Source organism: Sphingomonas sp. CBMAI 2297, from assembly GCF_029870595.1.
Lineage (GTDB): Bacteria > Pseudomonadota > Alphaproteobacteria > Sphingomonadales > Sphingomonadaceae > Sphingomonas.
The window spans coordinates 1-18636 of sequence record NZ_JAPDIR010000001.1 but is presented as its reverse complement, the minus strand read 5'-3'; the positions used below and the strand labels follow the sequence as shown (position 1 = coordinate 18636).

Annotated in this window: 18 protein-coding genes; 8 read left to right on the top strand and 10 right to left on the bottom strand. The window is 69.6% G+C overall.

All coding sequences use genetic code 11. From position 1 onward, the window contains the following. The first annotated feature begins 51 nt into the window (after positions 1 to 51). A complete protein-coding gene (locus OMP43_RS00090) occupies positions 52 to 1506 on the top strand; it encodes a DUF389 domain-containing protein (RefSeq protein WP_280277395.1) in 1455 nt (484 codons plus the stop codon). Between the two features lie 4 nt (positions 1507 to 1510). On the opposite strand, the gene OMP43_RS00085 is transcribed toward OMP43_RS00090, so the two are convergent. Together OMP43_RS00085 and OMP43_RS00080 are read right to left on the bottom strand one after the other, a co-directional pair. Then, complete coding sequence (locus OMP43_RS00085; protein ID WP_280277394.1) at positions 1511 to 3088, bottom strand: lysine--tRNA ligase; 1578 nt, start codon at positions 3086 to 3088, stop codon at positions 1511 to 1513. Positions 3089 to 3177: 89 nt separating this feature from the next. Then, positions 3178 to 3858, bottom strand: coding sequence for a hypothetical protein (locus tag OMP43_RS00080; protein WP_280277392.1), 681 nt, complete (start codon positions 3856 to 3858; stop codon positions 3178 to 3180). A 422-nt stretch (positions 3859 to 4280) separates the two neighbouring features. On the opposite strand from OMP43_RS00080, the gene OMP43_RS00075 reads away from it, so the two are divergent. Together OMP43_RS00075 and OMP43_RS00070 are read left to right on the top strand one after the other, a co-directional pair. Beyond that, complete coding sequence (locus OMP43_RS00075) at positions 4281 to 6977, top strand: ATP-dependent DNA helicase (RefSeq protein WP_280277391.1); 2697 nt, start codon at positions 4281 to 4283, stop codon at positions 6975 to 6977. Between the two features lie 11 nt (positions 6978 to 6988). Further along, positions 6989 to 7522 carry a histidine phosphatase family protein gene (locus OMP43_RS00070; protein ID WP_280277390.1) on the top strand — a complete coding sequence of 178 codons (534 nt, stop codon included), beginning with the start codon at positions 6989 to 6991 and terminating at the stop codon, positions 7520 to 7522. A 587-nt stretch (positions 7523 to 8109) separates the two neighbouring features. On the opposite strand, the gene OMP43_RS00065 is transcribed toward OMP43_RS00070, so the two are convergent. From OMP43_RS00065 to rpmF, 5 genes are all read right to left on the bottom strand, one after another. Then, the gene (locus OMP43_RS00065) at positions 8110 to 8475 is read right to left on the bottom strand and encodes a MerR family transcriptional regulator (RefSeq protein WP_280277389.1); all 366 of its coding nucleotides are present in this window, start codon (positions 8473 to 8475) and stop codon (positions 8110 to 8112) included. A gap of 11 nt (positions 8476 to 8486) precedes the next feature. Next, positions 8487 to 8786 (bottom strand): integration host factor subunit alpha, encoded by a 300-nt coding sequence (locus OMP43_RS00060; protein WP_280277387.1) that lies wholly within the window; start codon positions 8784 to 8786, stop codon positions 8487 to 8489. Positions 8787 to 8900: 114 nt separating this feature from the next. Then, positions 8901 to 9872 (bottom strand): beta-ketoacyl-ACP synthase III, encoded by a 972-nt coding sequence (locus OMP43_RS00055; protein WP_280277386.1) that lies wholly within the window; start codon positions 9870 to 9872, stop codon positions 8901 to 8903. A 10-nt stretch (positions 9873 to 9882) separates the two neighbouring features. Next, positions 9883 to 10914, bottom strand: a complete 1032-nt coding sequence (gene plsX, locus OMP43_RS00050) for a phosphate acyltransferase PlsX (RefSeq protein WP_280277385.1) — start codon at positions 10912 to 10914, stop codon at positions 9883 to 9885. Positions 10915 to 10954: 40 nt separating this feature from the next. Next, positions 10955 to 11134, bottom strand: coding sequence for a 50S ribosomal protein L32 (rpmF, locus tag OMP43_RS00045; RefSeq protein ID WP_137862863.1), 180 nt, complete (start codon positions 11132 to 11134; stop codon positions 10955 to 10957). 187 nt (positions 11135 to 11321) lie between these two features. Here rpmF and OMP43_RS00040 point away from each other — a divergent pair, with 187 nt between their 5' ends. After that, positions 11322 to 11750 (top strand): MAPEG family protein, encoded by a 429-nt coding sequence (locus OMP43_RS00040; protein WP_280277383.1) that lies wholly within the window; start codon positions 11322 to 11324, stop codon positions 11748 to 11750. Here OMP43_RS00040 and OMP43_RS00035 read toward each other — a convergent pair. Beyond that, positions 11747 to 12409, bottom strand: coding sequence for an MBL fold metallo-hydrolase (locus OMP43_RS00035; RefSeq protein ID WP_280277381.1), 663 nt, complete (start codon positions 12407 to 12409; stop codon positions 11747 to 11749). The genes OMP43_RS00040 and OMP43_RS00035 overlap by 4 nt on opposite strands. A gap of 80 nt (positions 12410 to 12489) precedes the next feature. Between OMP43_RS00035 and pabB the strand changes: the two genes are divergently transcribed. The 3 genes from pabB to msrA are packed head-to-tail and all read left to right on the top strand — an operon-like array spanning position 12490 to position 16177. After that, the gene (pabB, locus tag OMP43_RS00030) at positions 12490 to 14247 is read left to right on the top strand and encodes an aminodeoxychorismate synthase component I (RefSeq protein WP_280277380.1); all 1758 of its coding nucleotides are present in this window, start codon (positions 12490 to 12492) and stop codon (positions 14245 to 14247) included. A 35-nt stretch (positions 14248 to 14282) separates the two neighbouring features. Next, complete coding sequence (locus OMP43_RS00025; RefSeq protein ID WP_280277379.1) at positions 14283 to 15482, top strand: pyridoxal phosphate-dependent aminotransferase; 1200 nt, start codon at positions 14283 to 14285, stop codon at positions 15480 to 15482. 26 nt (positions 15483 to 15508) lie between these two features. After that, on the top strand, positions 15509 to 16177 hold the full coding sequence (msrA, locus tag OMP43_RS00020) for a peptide-methionine (S)-S-oxide reductase MsrA (RefSeq protein ID WP_280277378.1): 669 nt from the start codon (positions 15509 to 15511) through the stop codon (positions 16175 to 16177). Between the two features lie 19 nt (positions 16178 to 16196). On the opposite strand, the gene OMP43_RS00015 is transcribed toward msrA, so the two are convergent. Together OMP43_RS00015 and mgtE are read right to left on the bottom strand one after the other, a co-directional pair. Next, complete coding sequence (locus tag OMP43_RS00015; protein ID WP_280277376.1) at positions 16197 to 16595, bottom strand: DUF1489 domain-containing protein; 399 nt, start codon at positions 16593 to 16595, stop codon at positions 16197 to 16199. Positions 16596 to 16626: 31 nt separating this feature from the next. Beyond that, positions 16627 to 18009 carry a magnesium transporter gene (gene mgtE, locus OMP43_RS00010; RefSeq protein WP_280278076.1) on the bottom strand — a complete coding sequence of 461 codons (1383 nt, stop codon included), beginning with the start codon at positions 18007 to 18009 and terminating at the stop codon, positions 16627 to 16629. A 132-nt stretch (positions 18010 to 18141) separates the two neighbouring features. Here mgtE and OMP43_RS00005 point away from each other — a divergent pair, with 132 nt between their 5' ends. Continuing rightward, positions 18142 to 18597, top strand: coding sequence for a peptidylprolyl isomerase (locus OMP43_RS00005; protein ID WP_280277375.1), 456 nt, complete (start codon positions 18142 to 18144; stop codon positions 18595 to 18597). The last annotated feature ends 39 nt before the right edge of the window (positions 18598 to 18636 follow it).

The window sequence follows — 18636 nt, the reverse complement described above, 5'->3', positions numbered from 1 at the left end:
GTGGATGTCGCGCTGCAAAGCCCGTAGCCTCGGGGGATGGACAGCTCCCCAATGCGGGCCTGGGCCCTGCCCTGGCGCTGGTGGCGCCGCGTGGTCGTCGGCTCGGTCGAGCATGGCGCGGTGCTGGCGCGGGTACATGCCGATTCCGGCTTCAGCGGGCGCTATGCCTTTCTCGTGATCGTCTCGGGGCTGATCGCGATTCTCGGGCTGCTGCTGCCGTCCTCGGCGGTGCTGATCGGCGCGATGCTGATCTCGCCGCTGATGATGCCGATCATCGGCCTGGGCTTCGGCATCGCCACCTTCGACCTGGCCGAGATCCGCCGGGCGGCCTTCGCCCTGGCGGCCGGCGCCGCGATCGCGGTGCTGCTGTGCGCCGGCTTCGTCGCGCTTTCGCCCGTGCAGACGGTGACGAGCGAGATCGCGGCGCGGACCAAGCCCAATCTGTTCGACCTGCTCGTCGCCCTGCTCTCGGCGGTGGCGGGCGGCTATGCGCTGATCCGCGGGCGCGGCGAGACGGTGGTGGGCGTGGCGATCGCCATCGCGCTGATGCCGCCGCTCGCGGTGGTGGGCTTCGGCATCGCGACGCTGAACGGCACGGTGGCCGGCGGCGCGCTGCTGCTGTTCCTGACCAACCTCGTCACCATCGCGCTCACCGCGGCGGTGATGGCCCGGCTCTACGGGTTCGGCGGCCATCTCTCGCCGTCCCAGACCCGGCTGCAGGGGCTGCTGATCATCCTCGGGCTGGTGGCGCTGGCGGTGCCGCTGGGCATCGCGCTGCGGCAGATCGCCTGGGAAGCGCTGGCCCAGCGCCAGGTGCGCGAGGCGATCCGCGCCAGCTTCCCGCGCGAGGCCCGGATCAGCCAGCTCGACATCGATTTCGCGGGGCGGCCCGAGCGGATCCGCGCGGTGGTCTTCACCCCGGCCCTGCGGACGGACGGCGATGCCATGGCCGGCGCGGCGATCCGGGCGGCGCTCGGCCATGCGGTGGACGTGCATGTCGATCAGGTCCGGGTGGGCGGCGAGAGCGGCGCGAGCGAATCGGCGCAGATCGCCGCGGCCCAGTCGCGCGAGCGGGAGCGGTCCGAGGCGGATCTGCTGCGCGACCGGCTGGCGCTGGTGGCGGGCGACGCGAATGCCGTCCTGCTCGACGGCACCGCGCGCCGTGCCGAGGTCCGCGCCGCGCCGCTGCCCGGCGCCTCGCTCGCCAGCTATCGCGCGCTCGAGCAGCGCGTGGCGGCGACGGTGCCGGACTGGCAGGTGACGCTGCTGCCGCCCGCCGCGCCGCTGCCCCCGGTCGGCTTCGACGGCGAGGTGCCTGATGCGGCGGGCCTTGCCGCGCTCGACACGGCGATCTGGGGTGCCCGGCGCCTGCACCTGCCGATCGGCGTGTCGGGCCGGCGCGCGGACCTGGTGATCGCGCGGCTGGAGGCAGCCGGAATCGCCGCCGTCCGCCTGCCCGGCAACGGCGCGCAGGCGGCGCTGGCCTGGCAGGCGCCGGCGCCCTGAGCCGTCAGGCCCGGGCCAGCGCCTCGGCGATCAGCTTGCGGCTGTTCTCGATCCCGTAGAGCGCGATGAAGCTGCCCATGCGCGGCCCCTGCTCGCTGCCCAGCAACGTCTCGTAGAGCGCCTTGAACCAGTCGCGCAGGTTGGCGAACGCATCGGTCTTGCCGATCTCGTAGACGATGTTCTGGATGTCCTCCGCCGAGGCATCCTCCGGCAGCGCCGCGAGCTGCGCGTCGAGCTGGCGCAGCGCCCCCGCTTCGGCTGCGCTCGGGGCGCGGCGCTGCAAGCCCGGCTCGACGAAATCCTTCGCATAGCGGATCGCATAGCCCACCATCCGGTCGAGCTCGGGATGGCTCTCCGGCGACAGGTCGGGCGAATAGCGGCGCAGGAAGCCCCAGACCGTCTCGCGATTGCCCACGCCCGGCAGGCTGACCAGGTTGAGCAGCAGCCCGAAAGTCACCGGCAGCGTCTCGGCCGGCACCTGGCCGTTGTGGATATGGTGGACCGGGTTGCCGAGCTGCTGGGCGATCTCCTGCGTCGGATAATTGGCGCGGAACTGCCAATATTCCTCGATCGCGCGCGGGATCAGCCCCAGATGCAGCGACTTGGCCTTTTTCGGCTCGCGATAGATGTAGAAGGCCAGGCTCTCGTCCGGGCCATAGGTCAGCCATTCCTCGATCGACAGGCCGTTGCCCTTGGACTTGGAGATCTTCTCCCCCTTGGCGTCGAGGAACAGCTCGTAGATCAGCCCCTCGGGCTTCCGCCCGCCCAGCACCTGGGCGATCTTGCCGCTCTGCACGCCGCTGTCGATCAGGTCCTTGCCGTACATCTCGTAGTCGACGCCGAGCGCGGCCCAGCGCATGCCCCAGTCGGGCTTCCATTGGAGCTTGGCCTGGCCGCCGAAGATCGACTGCTCGATCGTCTCGCCTTCGTCGACGAAGCGGATGCGGCCCGCCTCGGCGTCCACCACCTCGACCGGCACCTGCAGCACCACGCCCGATTTCGGGCTCACCGGCAGCACCGGCGAATAGGTCGCCTGGCGCTCGGCGCGCAGCGTCGGCAGCATCACGTCCATGATCGCGGAATAGTTGCGCAGCACCTTGCGCAGCGTCTCGTCGAAACGGCCCGAGGCATAATAGTCGGTCGAGGAGGCGAACTCATATTCGAAGCCGAAGCGATCGAGGAATTCGCGCAGCATCGCGTTGTTGTGCGCCGCGAAGCTCTCATATTTCTCGAACGGGTCGGGAATGCGCGACAGCGGCTTGCCGAGATTGGCGGCGAGCAGCGCCTGGTTCGGCACATTGTCCGGCACCTTGCGCAGGCCGTCCATATCGTCGCTGAACGCGATCAGCCGGGTCGCGTGGCCGGTCATCTCTTCATAGGCATGGCGCACCATGGTGGTGCGCAGCACTTCCTGGAAGGTGCCGATATGCGGCAGGCCCGACGGGCCATAGCCGGTCTCGAACAGCATCGGCGATCCGTCGGGCTTGCCCTGCGGATAGCGTTTCACCAGCTTGCGCGCCTCTTCATAGGGCCAGGCCTTGGAGTCGAGCGCGGCGGCGCGCAGGGCGTTCGTATCGGTCATAACCGCGCGCCTCTAGCGGAGACGGGCGCGCGGGGCCAGCGCCGTGGTGAATCCGGCCCCCCGCACCGTGCGGGAGGCCGGTGCCGGGATCAGGGGAACACCTTGTCCTGCGGGCACAATATGCCCGACGATATGGGCAGGTGCGTCCAGCGATAGTCGAGATAGGCGCCCGAATAATGGTCGTCATTGTTGAAATCGACATCGCCATGATAGCGGCCGGTCGGAATGACTTCGTCGGTGCCCGACCGCACGATCATGAACTCGTACATCAGGTCCCAGAGCAGCCAGACGCGCGTGCCCGAGGCGGGCGGATCGACGTTGAACTGGATGGTGGAGGTCTGCTTGTCGTTGATCGTCACCGAATGCGAGAGCGTGGCGCTAACCCCCGCGCTGACGCCGCCGCCGGAGAAGCCCATCTGGACCGTGAGCGACTCGCTGTCGGTGGTCGAGATGCCGTGCTCATAGGCCCAGCTCTTCTGGAGGTGCGTGCCCGGATAGAGATGGGTGAAGGTGCCAGGCACCAGCTTCCAATATTTGCGCAGCACCAGCTGATGGGGGACCGGCGCGCTATTGTCCCACCAGTTGTTCAGGCGCGGCCAGCCCGAATCGCGGGGCTCGTCCCACACATTGTCCTGGTAGTTGGCGTTGTCGGCATCGGCATAGATGACGAGCGGCTTGGTGATGCGCACCATTTCGATCGGATCGGTCTGGGCCGGCGGCGACCAGTCGGTGCTGTCGATCTCGGGAAAGGGCGGAAGGGTATCGGACATGAGAATTCTCCCCGTGGGAAAGGATGTGCGGATCTTTTTCTTTTCTGGGGCCGCCCGGCGCGAGGCCGTGGGCGGGATGCGACTCGCGGATGCATTAGGCGAGGCGCGCCGGCCGGACTCAGTCCCATATGGAACTGGCGGCGACGAAATTCGCGGCCGGCCGATGCGCCGGGCCCGGTCCGGGAACGCGAGCAGGCCGTTGAAACTGCCTCGGCCATTTCGGCTGAACCCAGGGTGGAGAGGCGGGCCGCGGGGTTTGCCGAAGGACCATCGTCGAGTCGTCCCCCCGGCTCGCGAAACCCCGAAGACATGCCGCCGGGCGCCGCGGGCCGGGGGAAATCGGCCAAAGTGAAATGATTCGGGGCGAGTCCCTTCACTTCGCACCCCGGCTGGCGCTAGGAGGAAGGGAACGAAAGGCGTACATGCTCCCCTATCCCGCTCTCCACGCCAGCCATGGCGGCGTCTGGCTCGCCACCGCGGAGGAGACGCGCGCGATCAGCCGGGGCGAGGCGATCCGGCTGGCGGCGGATACGCCGGTGATCCTGCTCAACGCGCCGCTGATCGGCCAGCGCCTCGGCTATGCGGAGCTGTCGGGGCTCGACCTGCTCGAGCTGTTCGCATTTCTGCGCCCCGCCCGGTTCATGGTGCCCACCCCCAAGGGCGTGGCGCGCGCGACCGGGCTGGAGCCGCCGGAGAACGACACCGAAGTCGCCGGCTTCCTGCGCCGTGCCGCGGAGGCGCTGCTCGCCCTGCCCCAGGGCGACTGGCCGGAGCGCGAAGGCGCCTGGCACGCCGCGCAGTCGCTGTTCCGGCTGCGCTGGCCTTGGGCGCCCGTCGTCTCCCAGGCGATCGCCAAGCCCGAGCGCGCCGAGCGCTGGCTCTTCTCGCGCCTGCCCGAATGGAACGAGCAGCCGCCGCGCGTGCCGCCGCGCAGCGTGACGCTCAAGGATAGCGAGGTCGCCGAGCGCCTCGCCCGCCTCACCGGCAGCGCCGCCGAGCGCCGCCAGGGCCAGCGCGACTATGCCGCCGCCGCCGCCGGTGCCTTTGCCCCGCGCGACATGCGCGAATCGCCCAATCTGGTGCTGGCCGAGGCGGGCACCGGCATCGGCAAGACGCTGGGCTATCTCGCCCCCGCCTCGCTCTGGGCCGAGCAGGCCGGCGGCGCGGTGTGGGTGTCGACCTTCACCAAGGCGCTGCAGCGCCAGCTCGGCCATGAGGGCGAACGGCTCGTTCCCGATCCGGAGCTGCGCAAGCGGAAGATCGTCACGCGCAAGGGCCGCGAGAACTACGCCTGCCTGCTCAACCTCGAGGATGCGTTGCAGGGCGGCTTTGCCGGCCGCGCCGCGATCCTGGCGCAGCTGGTGGCGCGCTGGGCCGCCTATACCGCGGACGGCGACATGGTCGGCGGCGACCTGCCCGGCTGGCTCCCCACCCTGTTCCGCCGCAACGGCTCGACCGCGCTCACCGATCGGCGCGGCGAGTGCATCTATGCCGGCTGCCCGCATTATCGGAAATGCTTCATCGAGCGCGCCACCCGCGCCTCGGCGGATGCGGACATCGTCATCGCCAACCATGCGCTGGTGATGGTCAACGCCGCGCGCGGCCGCGAGACGGCGAATCGCCCGACCCGCTATGTGTTCGACGAGGGGCATCATCTGTTCGATGCCGCCGATGCGATGTTCGCCGCCGCGCTCACCGGGCAGGAGGCGATCGAGATCCGCCGCTGGGTGACGGGTCCCGAATCGGGTTCGAGGGGCCGCCGCCGGGGCTTGGCGGCGCGCCTCTCGGACGTTGCCAGCTATGACGAGGAGGGCGGCCGGGCGATCGCCGAGGCCGTGGATGCCGCTCGCGCCCTGCCCAGCGACGGCTGGCTCCAGCGGCTGAACGAAGGCGAGCCGTTCGGCCCGGTCGAGCATCTTCTCGCGGCGGTGCGCGGGCTGGTCTATGCCCGCGACGTCAACGGCGCCGCCGATGCCGGCTATGGGCTGGAGACCGAGCTGGCCGAGCCGGATGCCGCGCTGGTCGAGGCGGCCGGGCCCGCCGGCGAGGCGCTCGACGCGCTGCTCCGCCCGCTCGTCCATCTCGGCCGCCGGCTCGAAGCGGTGCTGACCGAGGCGCCCGACTGGATGGACGGCCCGGCCCGCGCCCGGATCGAAGGCGCGGTCGCCTCGCTCGGCTGGCGCGCGGACACGGTCGGCGCCTGGCTCGCGCTGATCGCGCGAATCGGCGGTCCGGCCGATTCGGCGTTCGTCGATTGGCTCGCGGTCGATCGGGTGGAGGGGCGCGAATATGATGTCGGGCTCCACCGCCATTGGCTCGATCCCTCCAAGCCGTTCGCCGAGACGGTGCTGAAACAGGCGCATGGCGCGCTGATCACGTCGGCGACCTTGCGGGCCGGCGGCGACTGGGAGGTGGCGGAGGCGCGGTCGGGCGCGGTGCACCTGATGCGCCCCGCCCAGCGCTTCGAGGCGGCGAGCCCGTTCAACTATGCCGAGCAGGCCGAGGTGCTGATCGTCACCGATGTGAAGCGCGGCGACATGCCGGCGCTCGCCAACGCCTATGCGCGGCTGGCGGTCGCGGCCGAGGGCGGCACGCTGGGGCTGTTCACGGCGATCCGGCGGCTGCGCGCCGTCCATGCGCGAATCGCCGACCGGCTGGCGCGCGAGGGGCTGCCGCTGCTCGCCCAGCATGTCGACCCGATCGACACCGGCACGCTGGTGGACATCTTCCGCGACGATCCGCGCGCTTCGCTGCTCGGCACCGATGCGCTGCGCGACGGAGTGGACGTGCCCGGCGATTCGCTGCGGCTGGTGGTGATGGAGGGGATTCCCTGGCCCAAGCCGACCGTGCTCCACGCCGCGCGGCGGCTGGCCGGGGGCGGCACCGCCTATGACGACCGGATCGTGCGCGCGCGGCTCGCCCAGGCGTTCGGCCGGCTGATTCGCCGGGCGGACGATCGCGGCACCTTCGTGCTGCTCGCTGCCGCCAGCCCCTCGCGGCTGCTCGACGCCTTTCCGCCGGGCACGCGGGTGACGCGGGTCACGCTCGATCAGGCAGTCGAGCGCGTGCGGCTTTCCTTGGCCGCCAAGCTGGGGCAAGAGGCCCCCGCGAACGCCTGACCGGGGATTCCATGAAGACGCTCACGTTGCTGCGCCACGCCAAGTCGGGATGGGACGATCCGGTCGCGCGCGATTTCGATCGTCCGCTCAACCCCAAGGGGCAGCGCGCCGCCGCGATGATGGGGCGGCATCTGAAGGCCGAGGGGCTGGAGTTCGACCATGTCCTCGCCTCGCCCGCCGCGCGGGTGGTGGAGACGCTGGCCCAGGTCGCTATCGGCTATGGCTGCGAGCTGGCGCCGCATTGGGACCAGCGGCTCTACCTCGCTTCGGCCGCCACGCTGCTCGACCTGGTGCACGAGCTCCCCGACGGGGCCGGCCGGGTGCTCTTCTCGGGGCATAATCCCGGGCTGGAGGAGCTGGTGCTGCTGCTGGCGGGCGCGAACGCGCTGCGCGATTCGGTCGCGTTGAAATTCCCCACGGCGAGCCTTGCCGAGATGCGCTTCGACGTGGCGCGCTGGGCGGACGTGAAGCCGGGCCAGGGCGAGCTGGTGCGCTTCACGCGCCCGCGCGATCTCGATCCCACGCTGGGGCCGGACTATCGATAGGCCGCCATCGGCATGGCTGTCGGGCGGTTCCCGGGGCAGGGCCGATCGGCACGCCCCGCGATCCTGCTATCCAGCTTCCGGCGCCGTCACCGCCGCTATCCGGCGCCGTCATCCGCGTAATCCTGTGCCGCCATCCCCGCCATCCCGCGCCGCCATCCCCGCTATCCCGCGCCGTCATTCCCGCCATCCTACACCGTCATCCCCGCGCAGGCGGGGATCCAGGGCCAAGGGCGGACTGCACGCAGCCAGGCCCCGCACTCTCCGGAGAGCATGCGGGTAGCGGCGTCGATATCCAGGGCTACCCTGGATCCCCGCCCGCGCGAGGGTGACGAAATGGGGGCTTGGCCTCCAGGCGAACCAGCGACCTGCGCGGATTCTGGCCCCAGGGGCACGACGCGACCGGCAAACCGCGTCATTGGCGCGAAAGCCTGCCCCCTTCGCGTGCGTGCTCCGCAAACAGGCCGGCATGGCAGGCGCCGGCACGGCGTCTTCAGGCCGGATGCCGATGCTCCCAAGGCCGGGCCGGGGCGCCGCGCACCATCGGCGGCGTTGGAACCTCTCGACCGGCCGGCGCGCGCGAAGCCGGCTCAGCCGTCCTCGTCGAGCGCCTGGGCGAGCGAATCGCGGACGGTCTTCAGGCCCTGCTTGCTCCCGCTGCCCACGCCGGGGCTGGTGCCCGCGGCGGCGCGGGCGGCGCGGCTGCCCTTTTCCGCCGCGAGCAGCTTCTGCACGCCGCGAATCGTGTAGCCCTGGTTGGAGAGCAGGTCATGGATGCGGCGCACCAGCGCCACGTCCTCGGCCCGGTAATAGCGGCGGTTGCCGGCCCGGGTGAGCGGGCGCAGCTGGGGGAAGCGGGTTTCCCAATATCTCAGGATGTGCTGGGGGCGCCCGATCTCCTGGGCGAGCTCCCCTATCGTCCTTAGCGCGCCAGCAGCCTTCTCGGCCCCCGGCATTCCGGCTTCCCTCAGCCGGCCGAGACGATGCGGTCGCGCATCATCTGGCTTGCTCGGAAGGTCAGCACCCGGCGGGGTGCGATCGGCACTTCGACACCGGTCTTGGGATTGCGGCCCACCCGCTCGCCCTTGTCGCGCAGGATGAAGCTGCCGAAGCCGGAGATCTTGACGTTCTCGCCCTTGGCCAGCGCCTCGCACATATGGCTCAGGATCTGCTCGACCAGCCGCGCGGCGTCGGCGCGCGAGAGACCCACCTCGCGGTGCAGCGATTCGGCAAGATCGGCCCTGGTCAGCGTGCCCGCAGCCGTCATGCGGCAACTCCCCCTTGCGTTCTACTGTGTCGAGTCGGTCGTATCAGATTGTTTCGACACAGCAAACGGGAACATTGAGGCTCCGGAACGATTATCTTCGTTTTTTCGCAGCTATCAGAAACGCACCACCGCGGCGCCCCAGGTGAAGCCGCCGCCCATCGCTTCCAGCACCAGCAGGTCTCCCTGGCGGATGCGCCCGTCGCGCACCGCGGTGTCGAGCGCGAGCGGCACCGAGGCGGCGGAGGTGTTGGCGTGCCGGTCGACGGTGATGATCACCTTCTCGGCCGGCAGGTCGAGCTTGCGGGCGGTCGCGTCGAGGATGCGGGCATTGGCCTGGTGCGGCACCACCCAGTCGACGTCACCGGGCTGGAGCCCGGCGGCGGCGAGCGATTCCTGCATCACCGAGGCGAGGTTGACCACGGCGTGGCGGAACACCTCGCGGCCCTTCATGCGCAGCTTGCCGACCGTCTGGGTGGTCGAGGGGCCGCCATCGACGTAGAGCAGCTCGTTGTAGCGGCCATCCGCATGCAATTTGGTCGAAAGAATCCCGCGCCCGCCTTCGGGAACCGTATCCTGGGATTCCAGCACGATCGCGCCGGCGCCGTCGCCGAACAGCACGCAGGTCGCGCGGTCCTCCCAGTCGAGGATGCGGCTGAACGTCTCCGCGCCGATCACCAGCGCCCGCTTGTGGACGCCGGCGCGCAGCATCGAATCGGCGACCTGCACGGCATAGAGGAAGCCCGAGCAGACCGCGGCGACGTCGAACGCCACGCAGTCCTGGATGCCGAGCGCGGCCTGCACCTTGGTCGCGGTGGCCGGGAAGGTCTGGTCCGGAGTCGCGGTGGCGAGCACGATCAGGTCGATATCGGCCGCGGCGATGCCGGCACTGGCCAGCGCGGCCTTGCTCGCCTCGGCGGCGAGCGTGCCGGTGGTCTCGTCGGGGCCGGCGATGTGCCGGAAGCGGATGCCCGTGCGCTCGACGATCCACTCGTCGCTCGTATCCACTTCCTGGGCGAGTTCGGCGTTGGAAACGCGGCGGGGCGGCAGGGCGGAACCAGTGCCGATGATGACGGAACGCAGGGTCATCTTACTATGTCTACGCCGCCTTTGCTTCGAAGTTCCCGAGATCCTCGGCGATGCGGCGATTGAGATCGTCGCGCAGCATCTTGGCCGCGAAGCCGATCGCGGTGTCGACGCCGAGTTCGTTGGCGCTGCCATGGCTCTTCACGACGATGCCGTTCAGGCCGAGGAAGACCGCGCCATTATGGTTGTTGGGGTCGAGATGGTGCCGCAGCAGCTCGGTCGCCGGCCTGGAGATCAGGAAGCCGATCTTCGAGCGGGTCGAGCTGGAAAAGGCGCGCTTGAGCAGGTCCGCCACGAACCGCGCGGTGCCCTCCACCGTCTTCAGCGCGATATTGCCCGAGAAGCCGTCGCACACGATCACGTCGACATCGCCGCGCGAGAGCTTGTTGCCCTCGATGAAGCCGCGAAAGTCGAGCCGGAGATGCTCGGCGGCGCGCAGCTCGGCCGCCGCCTCGCGGATCGAGTCGGTGCCCTTCATCTCTTCGGTGCCGATGTTGAGCAGCGCGACGCGAGGATTCTCCAGGTCGAGCGCGGTGCGCGCATAGGCGGCGCCCATCACCGCGAACTGGACGAGGTTGCGCGCATCGACTTCGGTGTTGGCGCCCAGATCGAGCATCACCGTGTCGTTCTCGCCCAGCGTCGGCATCAGCGCCGCGAGCGCGGGGCGATCGATGCCCGGCATGGTGCGCAGCGACAGCTTCGCCATCGCCATCAGCGCGCCGGTATTGCCCGAGGAGACGGCCGCGCCGGCCTGGCCCTTCTTCACCAGGTCGATGGCGATTCCCATCGATGTGGTCTTGGCGCGCCGAATCGCCGCGCTCGGCTTCTCTTCCGAGGCGACGACGTCCGGCGCGTGGACGATTTCGGAGGCGGCCGTCAGGTTCGGATGGTTCTTCAGACCCTCGCGGATCTGCGCCTCGTCTCCGACGAGGATGAACTCCATGCCCTCGAACCGGCGGCGCGCGCGGGCGACACCGGCGAGCATGACCGCAATTCCCTCGTCACCGCCCATCGCATCGACGGCGATTCGAGAGGAATTCGTCATACCCGCATGCCCCCGCGCGTTTCGGCCCAATCGTTGCCGATCAGTCTTCGGCCGAGACGATCTCGCGGCCGTTATAGTGGCCGCACGAACCGCACAGCACGTGCGGACGCTTCAGCTCGCCACAGTTCGGGCACTCCTGGAACGCCTGGGGCGTCAGAGCGTCGTGAGCGCGACGCATGCCACGCCGCGACGGCGAGGTCTTTCTCTTGGGAACGGCCATTTCGGCACCTTCTAACGAAACCAAAGTCAAAATCGCGATACGCCCGCATGGCCCAGCGGGCAAGCGACGGAGGATCCGGCGCTCGCCGGACCAGCGGACGGTCACGAAAGCGAGTGCGCGCGTATAGCGATTCTTGCAGGGGAAGCAAGGGAGTGTAGGAGGAAGCCTCTGGAGGGGACTCTTCTATATGCTCATTCTTCCCGTGACGCTCTGCACCGCCGGCGCCGCCGCCGTGGTCAATTTCTGGCTGGCCCTGCGAATCGGCCGGCTCCGCATGTCCGAAAAGATCTTCGTCGGCGATGGCGGCGACGACCGGCTGGTCCGCCGCATGCGCGCGCAGCTGAACTTCGTCGAATATGTGCCGCTGATTCTCGTCCTGCTCGCGCTGGTCGAGCTGGCGGCGGGAACGAGCATCTGGCTGTGGGGCGTCGGCGCGGCGCTGATCCTCGGCCGTGTCCTCCACGCCTTCGGCATGGACGGCTGGGGCCTGGGCCGCCGCATCGGCATCGCGCTGACCATGCTGACGATGCTCGGCCTCGCGGCCTATGGCATCTATATCGGCAGCCAGTACCGCGCGGCGCCCGCCACCGTCTTCAAGGTCGGTCGGGTGGGCTAGCCCTTCGCCAGCACCGAATCGGCCACGAAGGGATTGGTCTTCCGTTCATGGCCGAAATTGCTGAGCGGCCCGTGCCCCGGCACGAACACCGTCGCGTCGCCGAGCGGCCAGAGCCGCCCGGTGATCGCGTCGATCAGGTCCTGATGGTTGCCCATGGGAAAGTCGGTGCGGCCGATCGAGCCCTGGAACAGCACGTCGCCGACACAGGCGAATTGCGATTCGGGATGGTGGAACACGACATGGCCCGGCGTGTGGCCGGGGCAGTGATAGACGTCGAGGGTCAGCTTCCCCACGGTCACCTGGTCGCCGTTCGCCAGCCAGCGCGTCGGCTCGAACACCGTGCCGCGGATGCCATAGGTGCGCCCGTCCTCGTCTAGGCGGGCGATCCAGAACCGGTCCGCCTCGTGCGGTCCCTCCAGCGGCACGCCCAGCTCCTCGGCGAACTCGCCCGCCGCGCCGCAATGATCGATATGGCCGTGCGTCACCAGGATCTTCTCGATGGTCACGCCCTGCTGCAGGGCGGCGGCGCGCAGCTTCTCCAGGTCGCCGCCGGGATCGACAAAGGCGCCGCGCATCGTCTCGGTGCACCACAAAAGCGTGCAGTTCTGCTGGAGCGGCGTGACCGGGATCACCGCGGCGCGCATCGGGGGATTCGACATGGCGCGGAGATAGGCGCGGCGGTCCGCCGCGGCAACACGGGCTTGCCGTGGCGGCCGCGCGGCTGCATGCGGGGGCCGGCATGACCCTGCCCGACACTCCCTTCGTGCTGCTCGACGATGCCCGCCCCGGCGGGGCAGGCGCGCGCCTCTATCACGGCGTGCTGCAGATCGTGCAGGCGGACATGCGGGGCAGCGTGGCGGATGCGCTGGAGCAGCTGCGCGGCGGCGACGGCCATGTCGCCGGCATGCTGGGCTATGAGGCGGCTTCCGGCCTCGAGCCGCGGGCCGCGACGCGCGAGGCTCCGGCCCCGAGCCTCTGGTTCGGCAGGTTCGCCAGGCGGGAGCCGGTGGACCCCGCCGCGCTGCTCCCGGATCCGGCCGGTGCCTGGGCGGGCACGCCGCTCCCCGGCATCACCCGCGCCGACTATCAGGCGCAGTTCGCCCGTGTCGCCGACTATATAGCTGCCGGCGACATCTATCAGGCGAACCTGACCTTCCGCGCCGCGGTGCCCGTTGCGGGGCATCCCGCGGCGCTCTACGCGCTGCTGCGGTCGCGCGCGCGCGCGGGCTATGGCGCGCTGGTCTTCACCGGTACGCGCTGGATCCTCTCCTTCTCGCCCGAGCTCTTCTTCACCTTCGACGCCGCCGGCCTCGCCGCGAAGCCGATGAAGGGCACCGCCCGGCGCGGCGCCACGCCGGCGGAGGACGATGCGCTCGCCGCGCAGCTTGCCGCCGATCCCAAGCAGCGCGCCGAGAATCTGATGATCGTCGACCTGATGCGCAACGACCTCGCCCGCATCGCGCGGGCGGGGACGGTGCGCGTGCCGGCCCTGTTCGCGGTCGAGCGCTATCCGACCGTCCACCAGATGGTCTCCACCGTCACCGCCGTGCCCGCGCCCGGCGTCGCCGCCATCGACGCGCTCGCCGCCCTCTTTCCCTGCGGGTCCGTCACCGGCGCGCCCAAGCTGCGCGCGATGGAAGTGATCGCCGAGGTCGAGCGCGACGCCCGCGGCATCTATACCGGCGCGATCGGCGCGATCGAGCCTGACGGCTCCGCCCTGTTCAACGTCGCGATCCGCACGCTGACGATCGAAACGGGTGCGGATCGCGCGCTGCTCGGGTTAGGATCGGGCGTGGTTGCCGATTCGAACGCCGCCGAGGAATGGGACGAGTGCCTGGCCAAGGGCGCCTTCGTCACGTCCGGCGAGGTGCCGTTCGACCTGATCGAGACGATGCGCTTCGATCCGCTGGCCGGCCTGCCGCTGCTCGAGCGGCATCTCGCGCGGATGAAGGATAGCGCCAGGACCTTCGGCTTCGCGTTCGATCGCCATGCGGCGCGCAACGAATTGCAGGCTGCTACCTTCCGCCTGCGCGCGCCCGCGCGCGTGCGGCTGCTGCTCGCGCCCTCGGGCGCCATCGCCATCGGCATCGCGCCGCTGCCCGAGGTGCCGGCCGGCCCGGTGCCGGTGGCGATCGCGCCCCGGAAAGTCGCGCGGGACGACTTCCGCTTGGCGCACAAGACCAGCCGCCGGGCGTTCCATGACGCGGCGCGGCGCGAATCCGGCGCCTGGGAAGTGCTGTTCACCGACGCGGAAGGCTATCTCACCGAGGGCAGCTTCACGTCGATCTTCATCGAGCGGGGCGGCATGCTCGTCACCCCGCCCGCCGCGCGCGGCCTGCTCCCCGGCGTGCTGCGCGCCGAGCTGATCGAGACCGGCCGCGCGGTGGAAGGCGATCTGCGGCCGGCCGATCTGGCGGGCGGCTTCTATGTCGGCAATGCGCTGCGCGGACTGGTTTCAGCGGTAACGGTTGCGGAGGCCGCGAGCCCGGTCCTATAGGCGCGCCGTCTCCCTTATCGGAAAAGGCGCCTTTCATGCAGACCTCGGCCGCGCTCAATCGCATCCAGCCCTCCGCCACGCTCGCGATGACGAGCCGGGTGTTCGAGCTGAAGCGCCAGGGGATCGACGTGATCGGCCTGGGCGCCGGCGAGCCCGATTTCGACACGCCCGATTTCGTGAAGGAGGCGGCGATCGAGGCGATCCGCGCCGGCAAGACCAAATATACCAATGTCGACGGCACGCCCGAGCTGAAGCAGGCGATCGCGGCCAAATATGCGCGCGACAACGGCCTCGCCTATGCCGAGAACCAGATCAGCGTGAATTCGGGCGGCAAGCACACCTTGTTCAACGCCTTTTGCGCGACGATCGACCCGGGCGACGAGGTCGTGATCCCGGCGCCCTATTGGGTCAGCTATCCCGACGTGGTCGAGTTCGCGGGCGGCAAGCCGGTGTTCATCGCCGCCGGCGCGGCCGAGGGCTACAAGATCAAGCCCGCCCAGCTCGAGGCGGCGATCACGGCGAAGACCAAATGGGTGGTGCTCAACTCGCCCTCCAACCCGACCGGCGCCGCCTATAGCGCCGCGGAGCTGAAGGCGCTGGGCGAAGTGCTCGAGCGGCACCCGCATGTGCTGGTCTATGCCGACGACATGTACGAGCACATCCTGTACGACGGCTTCGAATTCGCGACGATCGCACAGGTCTGCCCGTCGCTCTACGATCGCACGCTGACGGCCAATGGCGTGTCCAAGGCCTATGCGATGACCGGCTGGCGCATCGGCTATGCGGGCGGGCCGGCCTGGCTGATCAAGGCGATGGGCAAGCTCCAGTCGCAGTCGACCTCGAACCCGTCGAGCATCAGCCAGGCGGCTTCGGTCGCGGCGCTGAACGGCGACCAGAGCTTCCTCAAGGATCGCGTCGCCGCCTTTCAGGGCCGCCGCGATCTGGTCGTGTCGATGCTCAACCAGATCAACGGCATGCACTGCCCGCGTCCGGAAGGCGCCTTCTACGTCTATCCAGAGTTCAGCCAGCTGATCGGCAAGACCACGCCCAAGGGCCAGGTGATCGCCACCGACGAGGAAATGGTGGGCTATCTGCTCGACGAGGCGCGAGTCGCGGCGGTGCATGGCGGGGCGTTCGGCTTCTCGCCGGCGCTCCGGATCAGCTATGCGACCTCGGAAGCGCTGCTCACCGAGGCGTGCGGCCGGATCCAGGAAGCCTGCGCGGCCTTGCGCTGAGGGCGAACAGGCCCGACATTGCGGCCATGCTCAAAGGGTCGCTCTCCGCTGCCGTGCTTTTCGGAGCCGCGCTGTTCCTTATGCCGGGCGCGCTGCCGGGCGCCGGCGTGGTCGAGCGCGCGGTGCCGGTTCCTGTCCCCACGCTCGACGTGAAGCCGAGCAAGGGCGAGCAGGTCGCGGTGCTCGCCGGCGGCTGCTTCTGGGGGATGGAAGCCGTCTTCCAGTCGGTGAAGGGCGTGCATTCGGTGACGTCGGGCTATGCCGGCGGCACCGCCGGCACCGCCACCTATGCCCAGGTCTCGACCGAGAAGACCGGCCATGCCGAAGCGGTGCGCATCGCCTATGATCCGCGGAAGGTCAGCTATGGCACGCTGCTGCGCATCTATTTCTCGGTCGCGCACGATCCGACGCAGCTGAACCGCCAGGGGCCCGACCGCGGCCCCTCCTATCGCTCGGCGATCTTCCCGCAGGACGAGGAGCAGCGGCGCGTGGCGGCGGCCTATATCGAGCAGCTGACCAGGGCAAAGGCCTTTCCCCGCCCGATCGTGACCAGGCTGGAGACCGGCAATTTCTATCCGGCCGAGGCCCATCACCAGGACTTCTTCTGGCGAAACCCCACCCATCCCTATATCGTGCGCTGGGACAAGCCCAAGGTCGCGGCGTTCCGCAACGCCTATCCGCTGCTGGTGAACTGAAGCCGTCTCCCGGCCCGCGTCAGATCAGCCCCAGTCCCGACAGTTCGCCCATCAGCGCGGGCGGCAGTGCGTCGATCCCGGCGCCGGACTCGCCCAGATCGGGCGGCGCGTCCTTCGCTTCGAGATAGCGCCAGCCCTGGTGCGCGCGCTTGGGGCGGGCGGCGACCAGGATCAGCCGCGGTTCCATCAGGATCGCGGTGCGCCCGTCCTCGGCCTCGCCGAAGCCCAGGATCGGCGTGCGTCCGACCAATTGGTGCTTGAGGATCCAGAAGAGCGAGCCCTCCCCGCCGATCTCCTCGTGGCGCTTGGGGAGATAGCGGGTGGTCAGGCCCCAGGTGCCGCCGCGCGCGGCGAGGCGCTGGGCGAGATAGTCTACGGAGTCGCAGCCAAAGGCGACCTTGGTCAGATGGAGTTGCACGCGATCAATCTGGTGCGCGCGGGCGCCGCAATCAACCGACCAGGCCGCTGGCGGTGGCGAGGCCCAGAAAGGCGAGGAAGCCCATCGAATCGGTCGTCATGGTCACGAAGATCGAGCTGGCTACGGCCGGGTCGGCCTTCAGCCGGTCGAGCGTGAGCGGCACGATCACGCCGGCCAGTCCCGCGATCACGATATTGGTGAGCATGGCCGCCGCGATCACGCCGCCCAGCGCGGCATGGTGGAAGAACAGCCCCACCGCGGTGCCGATCACGCAGGCGACGGTCAGGCCGTTGAGCACGGCGATCGAGATCTCGCGCCGGATCGCGCGCAGCGTGTTGGACTGAGTCAGCTGGTTGGTGGCGAGCGCGCGCACCGTCACCGCCATGGTCTGGGTGCCGGCATTGCCGCCCACCCCGGCGACGATCGGCATCAGCGCGGCGAGCGCGACCATCTTCTGGATCGTGCCTTCGAACAGGCTGATGATCGTCGCCGCCACCAGCGCGGTCAGCAGGTTGGTGAGCAGCCAGCGCACCCGGCCCTTGTAGCTGTCGACCACCGGCTCGTTGATGTCGCCTTCGCCGGCGCCGGACAGGCGGAGGATGTCCTCGCCCGCTTCCTCGGAGATGATGTGGACCACGTCGTCCACCGTGATCATCCCGACCAGCCGCCCGCTCGGATCGATCACCGCGGCCGAGATCAGCGCGTATTTCTGGAAGCGCAGCGCCACTTCCTCCTGGTCCATGTCGACCGGGATCAGCGTCTGCTCGCGCTTCATCACGTCGCCCATCGAGACGACGCGTGGCGTGCGCAGCACCCAGGAGAGCTGGCAGGTGCCGACCGGCTTGTGCGCCGGGTCGACCACGAAGATCTCCCAGAAATCGGTGGTGAGGTCCTCGTTCCTGCGCAGATAGTCGAGCACGTCGCCGACGGTCCAATGCTCGGGCACCGCGATCAGCTCGCGCTGCATCAGGCGGCCGGCGGATTCCTCGGGATAGGAGAGCGCTTCCTCGATCGCCGCGCGGTCGTCCGGGTCGAGCGCGCGCAGCACTTCGCGCTGGTCCTCGACGTCCATGTCCTCGATGATCGCGACGGCGTCGTCGGTATCGAGCTCGGCGGCGATGTCCGCCACCTGGGTGGCGGTGAGCGATTCGACCAGGGCCTCGCGCACCCAGTCGTTCATCTCGGCGAGCACGTCGCCGTCGATCAGGTCGGCGATCGCGGCGACGAGCGCGGCGCGCTCCTCGGTGGGCGCGAGCTCGACCAGGTCGGCGATGTCGGCGGGGTGGAGCGGCTCGGCCAGCGCATGGGCGCGGGCGGAATCGCCGGCATGGACGGCGTCGAGCACCGCATGGACGAACTCGGGGCGCAGCCGGTCGTCCTCGTCGAGCTGGGGCTCGGGGGCGCCGCTATCCATTTGAAGTTCGGTCTCGCTCAAGGTTCGACCTCCCTTGTCGGCCCCCTGCCGCCGCTGCCATTGCCGGGCGCGATTTGCAAGTCGCCGGAAGCCCGCCTAGGCAGGGCGCAAATCCTTCTCAGGAGTCAATTCGTGTCCGAACCCACCAAGCTCGTCATGACCCTCGATACCGGCGACGTGCACATCCTCCTGCGCCCCGACCTCGCCCCCCAGCATGTCGAGCGCATCGCCACCCTCGCCGATGAGGGCTTTTACGACGGGGTGGTCTTCCACCGCGTGATCGACGGCTTCATGGCCCAGGGCGGCGATCCCACCGGCACCGGCATGAGCGGCTCGAAGCTGCCCAACCTGCCGGCCGAGTTCAGCCGCGAGCCGCATGTCCGCGGCGTCTGCTCGATGGCGCGCACCATGGATCCGAACAGCGCCAACTCGCAGTTCTTCATCTGCCTCGACGACGCCACCTTCCTCGACGGCCAGTATACCGTCTGGGGCGTGGTGACCGAGGGCATGGAGCATGTCGACGCGCTGCCCAAGGGCGAGCCGCCGCGCAACCCGGGCAAGATCGTCAAGGCGCGGACCGAGGCGTAAGGCCTTCCGATTCCCCTCCCAGGAGGGAGGGGCTGGGGG

What these genes read in the sequence shown, in the direction of transcription:
- OMP43_RS00090 (WP_280277395.1), top strand. Translation starts at nt 52, where the DNA reads ATGCGGGCCTGGGCCCTGCCCTGGCGCTGGTGGCGCCGCGTGGTCGTC.
- OMP43_RS00085 (WP_280277394.1), bottom strand. Translation starts at nt 3,088, where the DNA reads ATGACCGATACGAACGCCCTGCGCGCCGCCGCGCTCGACTCCAAGGCC.
- OMP43_RS00080 (WP_280277392.1), bottom strand. Translation starts at nt 3,858, where the DNA reads ATGTCCGATACCCTTCCGCCCTTTCCCGAGATCGACAGCACCGACTGG.
- OMP43_RS00075 (WP_280277391.1), top strand. Translation starts at nt 4,281, where the DNA reads ATGCTCCCCTATCCCGCTCTCCACGCCAGCCATGGCGGCGTCTGGCTC.
- OMP43_RS00070 (WP_280277390.1), top strand. Translation starts at nt 6,989, where the DNA reads ATGAAGACGCTCACGTTGCTGCGCCACGCCAAGTCGGGATGGGACGAT.
- OMP43_RS00065 (WP_280277389.1), bottom strand. Translation starts at nt 8,475, where the DNA reads ATGCCGGGGGCCGAGAAGGCTGCTGGCGCGCTAAGGACGATAGGGGAG.
- OMP43_RS00060 (WP_280277387.1), bottom strand. Translation starts at nt 8,786, where the DNA reads ATGACGGCTGCGGGCACGCTGACCAGGGCCGATCTTGCCGAATCGCTG.
- OMP43_RS00055 (WP_280277386.1), bottom strand. Translation starts at nt 9,872, where the DNA reads ATGACCCTGCGTTCCGTCATCATCGGCACTGGTTCCGCCCTGCCGCCC.
- plsX (WP_280277385.1), bottom strand. Translation starts at nt 10,914, where the DNA reads ATGACGAATTCCTCTCGAATCGCCGTCGATGCGATGGGCGGTGACGAG.
- rpmF (WP_137862863.1), bottom strand. Translation starts at nt 11,134, where the DNA reads ATGGCCGTTCCCAAGAGAAAGACCTCGCCGTCGCGGCGTGGCATGCGT.
- OMP43_RS00040 (WP_280277383.1), top strand. Translation starts at nt 11,322, where the DNA reads ATGCTCATTCTTCCCGTGACGCTCTGCACCGCCGGCGCCGCCGCCGTG.
- OMP43_RS00035 (WP_280277381.1), bottom strand. Translation starts at nt 12,409, where the DNA reads ATGTCGAATCCCCCGATGCGCGCCGCGGTGATCCCGGTCACGCCGCTC.
- pabB (WP_280277380.1), top strand. Translation starts at nt 12,490, where the DNA reads ATGACCCTGCCCGACACTCCCTTCGTGCTGCTCGACGATGCCCGCCCC.
- OMP43_RS00025 (WP_280277379.1), top strand. Translation starts at nt 14,283, where the DNA reads ATGCAGACCTCGGCCGCGCTCAATCGCATCCAGCCCTCCGCCACGCTC.
- msrA (WP_280277378.1), top strand. Translation starts at nt 15,509, where the DNA reads ATGCTCAAAGGGTCGCTCTCCGCTGCCGTGCTTTTCGGAGCCGCGCTG.
- mgtE (WP_280278076.1), bottom strand. Translation starts at nt 18,009, where the DNA reads ATGGATAGCGGCGCCCCCGAGCCCCAGCTCGACGAGGACGACCGGCTG.